This window comes from Bifidobacterium sp., from assembly GCF_051876855.1.
Taxonomy (GTDB): domain Bacteria; phylum Actinomycetota; class Actinomycetes; order Actinomycetales; family Bifidobacteriaceae; genus Bifidobacterium.
Genome location: NZ_JBJEIH010000079.1, coordinates 21,861 through 27,228, shown reverse-complemented (window position 1 = coordinate 27,228; position 5,368 = coordinate 21,861). Strand labels below are relative to the sequence as shown.

Annotated in this window: 4 protein-coding genes; 3 read left to right on the top strand and 1 reads right to left on the bottom strand. The window is 62.6% G+C overall.

Annotated elements, in window-relative coordinates:
- The 3 genes from ACI38B_RS05175 to ACI38B_RS05165 form a co-directional block, all read left to right on the top strand.
- On the top strand, positions 1–558 hold a 558-nt coding region (locus ACI38B_RS05175; RefSeq protein ID WP_439729816.1), incomplete at its 5' end, for an ABC transporter ATP-binding protein.
- Between the two features lie 93 nt (positions 559–651).
- Positions 652–1,869, top strand: coding sequence for a COG1361 S-layer family protein (locus ACI38B_RS05170; protein WP_439729815.1), 1,218 nt, complete (start codon positions 652–654; stop codon positions 1,867–1,869).
- Positions 1,866–3,335, top strand: a complete 1,470-nt coding sequence (locus tag ACI38B_RS05165) for an ABC transporter permease (protein WP_288265890.1) — start codon at positions 1,866–1,868, stop codon at positions 3,333–3,335. Before ACI38B_RS05170 ends, ACI38B_RS05165 begins: the two co-directional genes overlap by 4 nt.
- 94 nt (positions 3,336–3,429) lie before the next feature.
- Here the strand turns inward: ACI38B_RS05165 and ACI38B_RS05160 are convergent, their stop codons facing one another.
- Positions 3,430–5,340, bottom strand: coding sequence for a 1-deoxy-D-xylulose-5-phosphate synthase (locus ACI38B_RS05160; RefSeq protein WP_439729814.1), 1,911 nt, complete (start codon positions 5,338–5,340; stop codon positions 3,430–3,432).
- Between the last annotated feature and the right edge of the window lie 28 nt (positions 5,341–5,368).

Here is a 5,368-nt window from a genome sequence, read left to right as displayed (position 1 = left end):
GGCAAATCCACGCTGCTCAACCAGCTTGCCGGCATGGAACGCCCGACGCGCGGCGGCGTGCGTATCGGTGGCATCGTCGTCTCGCGGCTCGACGAGCGCGAACTCGCTGAATTCAGGCAGAAGCATATCGGTTTCGTTTTCCAGTCCTACAATCTGCTCTCTGGACTCAACGCCGTCGAAAACGTCGCGATGCCGCTCATGTTCCGCGGGGTGCCGCGCGAGGAGCGCGAAGCCCGTGCGCGGGCGATGCTCAGGCGCGTCGGGCTCGGCAAACGTCTGAACCATTACCCCTCGCAGATGTCCGGCGGCCAGCAGCAGCGTGTTGGTATCGCCCGCGCGTTCGTCACCCGCCCGCAAGTCGTGTTTGCCGACGAGCCGACCGGCAATCTTGATTCGAAGACGAAAGTCGACATTATGGACATGATTCGCGATTTCGCCCGCGAGAACGGCCAGACCATCGTGCTGGTCACGCATGACGACCATATGGCCGCCTATGCGGATCGCATCGTCACCTTGTTGGACGGGCGTATCGTCCATGACACCGAGCAGGACAGATAGCCTGATAACTCGCGCAACCGGGCGTTCCCACGTCAATTGCACAGCAACATTCCTCAACAGCAAGCTTTTCGAAAACCAGAGAGAAAGACCACCATGAACCGTCCCCGAACTATCGCCGTCAAGCCGATTATCACGCTCATCGTGCTCGCCGCCCTGATTGTGGCCTGCGTGTCTGCACCCGTCTGCGCGATGGCGTCCGGCCAAGCCGCCGCGGCGGCAACCGATACCATCGTCGCCGGGGATGCCGGCACCCGGCGCGCCACACCCGTTGACGACACCGACCAGTCCGCCGGTGATTCCGGGCAGAGCGCAGCCCCCATCGCCGGCCCGGTGCCGAATGTCATCATCACGAATTTCACCTACGGCGACGGTTCTGTTCCGGCTGGCGGCAAGTTCGACCTCGGATTCTCCTTCCAGAACAAGGGGTCGGTGGCTGTCCAGAATATGGTCATCAGCGTGGATGGCGGTGACGGGCTGACCATCGCCGGCGGCACGAACACCTTCTACGTGCCCCAGCTGGCCGCGGGCGCCACACAAAGCCAGACCGTACCGATGCAGGCCCTGATTGACGCGAAAAGCGGTGCACAGGCAGTGGTCGTCAGCTTCCGTTACGAATACGTGGATGCCGGCCAGCGCAGCTCCAACAGCGTGGATGAGAAGATCTCCGTGCCGGTCAGCCAGCCCGACCGCTTCCAAATCAACGACCCCGTCATTCCCGATGACGCACAGAACGGCCAGGAAAGCACCATCACCCTCGCCTACGTGAACAAAGGCAAAGGCGATATCTCGAACGTCGAGGCCACCATGGACGGCAAGGGCTTCGATACCGTGTCAAAGACACAGTATCTTGGCAACGTCGCCTCCGGCGGCAGTGGAACCATCGCCTACGCGTTCACGCCCACGGACAGCGGGGATTTGGACGCGAAAATCACTGTTACGTATGAGGATTCCGACGGTCAGCAGAAAACCAAGGAATTCCCGGTCAAACTCACGGTTGCCGAACCCGCTCCCGCCATGGACGACACTGCGGCGGACATGCAGGACGAGCAGCCGGGCACGCCTGTCTGGCTGCTGCCCACGGTCGCTGCCGTTACGATTGTGGCGATTGTCGTGATTGTGGTGCTGGTGAAGCGTCACCGCAAGAAGAAGCGTTCGGCGATGGACGAGCAGTGGGACGCCTGGCAGGATGACCAGGACGGCGGCGACAAGCCGGAAGCGCAGGGGCACACCGCCGAACAGCCTGCCGCGGATGATACCGGTCGCCAGGCTCCCACCGAGGTAATCGCCCCGCAGCCGGGGGAGCGCTCATGAGATTCTCCGACCTCGTGCACCTGTGCCGGCAGAACCTGTTCCGCCGCAAATCGCGCACCATACTCACCGTGCTAGGCGTGGTGGTGGGCTGCTGCTCCATCGTCACCATGGTTTCGCTCGGCAGCGGCATTGACGAGCAGAACAAGCAGATGCTCGCCTCGATGGGCGATCTGACCATCATCACCGTCACCGGCGCAAACAATACTGGCGGCATGGGTATGGCTGACGGTTCGGGCACGGCGACCGCGCGCATCGACGACAAGGCGGTCAAGGATTTCCGCTCGCTGCAGTACGTCGCCGGGGCGACCGGACACGTCACCTACTTAGATGCGATTCTTACCGCCGGTCCCGCGAATCGGTATGTCGATCAGAACGGTGTAATCGAGGCCATTGATATGACCCAGTTCGACGCCATGGATTACCAGTTGGATTCCGGGCGCAAACCGAATCGTCAGGGCGATGTACTCGCCGGGCAGTACACGGCATACGATTTCATCGACAGTCTGCGCCCGGAAAGCGACAATTTCCGCATGCGTCCGTCGTATCTTGCGGATTCTTGCACCCCCGAGCAGCGTGCCGAAGGCTGCGAAGACAAGTCGGACGCGCAGGACCCGTTCTTCAACATCCTGACGACCAAGATCACTGTCGGCGCCGCGCAGACCGATGATTCCGGGAATGTGGCATCATCGTCTACACCTACCGCCTCGAACGGACAAACGGCGGAGGGCTCAGGTTCCGGAACACAAATCCAGGTTTCCGGACTGCTCAAGGAAGACAACGGCAAGGGACAAGCCACATCGTCCGGTCTGCTTATGGACATAGCCACGTTGAAGGACCTTGTCGCGAAAATCCATCCGGATGCGGCGGCGGGCACGCTGGCCTATGATTCGGCGCTCGTGCGTGTGCAGGACATCGACCATGTCGCCGATGTCGAATCTCAGATCAGGACGATGGGGTTCACGACCTCCTCGAGCCGGGACATGCTGGACTCGCTTAAAGAGCAAACCCGCTCGATTCAGCTGATTCTCGGCGGTATCGGTGCGGTCGCGCTGCTGGTCGCCGCCATCGGCATCGCCAACACCATGGTCATGTCCGTCACCGAACGGGTGCGTGAAATCGGTATCATGAAAGCGCTCGGCTGCACGGTCCATGACATCCGCGCGATGTTCCTCGTGGAAGCCGGCGCAATCGGCGTCATCGGCGGCGTGATCGGCTGCCTGGTGAGTGCGTTGATTTCCCTGGCAATCAATCTCATCCGTTATGGGGGCGTCAGCGCGGAACACCTGCAATGGGCGATCCTGGGCAACGGGACCGGCGATGAGGCGGCGCGGATCTCGGTGATCCCATGGTGGCTGTACGTGTTCGCCATCGCCTTCGCCACGCTGATCAGCCTGATTTCCGGGTTCGGTCCGGCGAACAAGGCGGTGCGCGTGCCCGCTCTCGACGCCATCAAATCAAACCAGTAGGCCGGCGCGATCCGGGTTGTCACGGCGACCGTCGCAATCCGGAAAGACGCAATCCGGAAAGACGTCATCTAGAGAGCTACAACCCGCAAAGACACTACCGCAACGCGGCGCGGATGGCCTGTTCCACCTGCGGTGCGGTCAGGCCGTACCGCTTATACAGGTCCTGCGCGGGCACGCGGTCGGTGAATTCCTTGGCGGCCCCGAAGTTCAGCACTCGCATGTGCTTGTCGACGCCCGCCGGCTGCAGGCCATCCTGATTCGCGTAATACGCGGTCACCTGCTCGCCCCAGCCGCCGGACAGCTGTGCATCCTCAAGCGTGACGACCAGCGAATGACGCTTGCGCAACGCCTCAAAGCATGCGGTGTCAAGGCTGGTGCACTGCTGCGGGTCGATGACGGTCGCGTCAATCGAGGCCGCCCCGCTATCGCCGGATTCTGCCAGATCCGCTGCGATACGTTCGGCGAGCGGATACATGTTGCCCAAACCGAGGATCGCGACATCCGCGCCCAGCCGAGTCACCCGGTACCGGGCGAACGGCGTGGCGGCGTTCCCGGCATCGCCCTTCGCGCGCGTTTCGTCCGCATCGCCGCAATACCGCGGATATGTGCCGTCATAAGCCGCTGCAGCCCGTTCGGCCGCAAGAATCGGCTCGCCCGGCACGCGGATCGCAACCGCGCCATGGTCGCGCGATGTCGTCGACCAGTCGAGCATGGCAAGGAACGCGTCCCCGCTCGTCGGCGTCAGATATGTCAGGTCGGGGATATTCGCGAACATCGGGATGTCGAAGGCACCCGAATGTGTGTTATCGGCGCCGGAAATACCCGCCCCGAACACGAGGAGCGTCACCGGCGTCCCGTTAAGCGACAGCTCCTGCTGCAACTGGTCAAAGGTGCGCTGGAAGAAAGTCGCGCTGGTTGCGAGCACCGGTGTGCCGCCGGCTTTCGCGATACCCGAGGCGAACGCGACCGCATGCTCCTCGGTGATGCCGGTATCCACATAATGCCGGCCCGCCCGCTCACGGAACGCGCGCGTGATGCCGTTCGACCCCGGGGTGGCGGGGGAGATGACCACAAGTCCCGGCTCGCTGGCGAACCGCGGTTCCAGCCGTGCCATCGCCAGCTGCCCGTAGTGCTTGCGCGCGCCGAGCGGATTGCCTTGGGCAGCGAGCGGGTCCTGCCAGTGGTTGGCCTCACAGCGGCCTTCCTTTACGCCGGCGGCCGCATCCTCGTCGTCAAGCCCCAGCCCTTTGGCGGTATGGATATGGATGACGATCGGGTGGTCGATATCCTTGACCTGGCTGAACGCCTCCACGAGCGCGGCTACATTGTTGCCGTCCTCGACATACCGGTAATCAAGGCCGAAAGCGTTGAAAATATTGGGCTGCGAGGTGCCGCCGGATGCGCGCAGCCGGGCGAGCTGCCCGTACATGCCGCCGAAATCCTCGGCGATGGACATCTCGTTGTCGTTGACGACGATGATCATATTCGTGCCCTGCTCGGCCGCGTTGTTGAGCCCCTCGAACGCGATGGCGCTGCTCAGCGACCCGTCGCCGATGACGGCGATCACATTGCGCGTGCCGCTCGTGCCGTCAAGTCCGCCCATGAGGTCGCGGGTTTTCGCGAGCCCGCACGCCAGCGAAATCGAGGTGCCGGTGTGGCCGAGCACGAACATGTCATGCTTGCTTTCCTTGGGGTTCGTGAACCCGGTCACCGTGCCGAACAGCCGTTCGTCCATATAGGCGGGAGCCCTCCCGGTGAGCATCTTGTGCACGTAGCTTTGGTGGGAGACGTCGAAGACGATTTTGTCGAGCGGCGAATCGAACACGCGGTGCAGGGCCACGGTCGCCTCCACCATGCCGAGATTCGAGCCGATATGCCCGCCGTGCAGCTTGCCGTACCGCACCAGCGTCGTGCGGATTTCCTGGCACAGGGCCGGCAGGTCCTTGGAATCAAGCGCTTTCACGTCGGCGGGGCTCGAAATATGCTCCAGAAAACCGCCAACCATACGCTTGCTCCTTCCGTTTGTCCCAAAT

Excerpts from the sequence above, each read along its gene's own strand:
- ACI38B_RS05170 (WP_439729815.1), top strand. The coding sequence starts at position 652 with ATGAACCGTCCCCGAACTATCGCCGTCAAGCCGATTATCACGCTCATC.
- ACI38B_RS05165 (WP_288265890.1), top strand. The coding sequence starts at position 1,866 with ATGAGATTCTCCGACCTCGTGCACCTGTGCCGGCAGAACCTGTTCCGC.
- ACI38B_RS05160 (WP_439729814.1), bottom strand. The coding sequence starts at position 5,340 with ATGGTTGGCGGTTTTCTGGAGCATATTTCGAGCCCCGCCGACGTGAAA.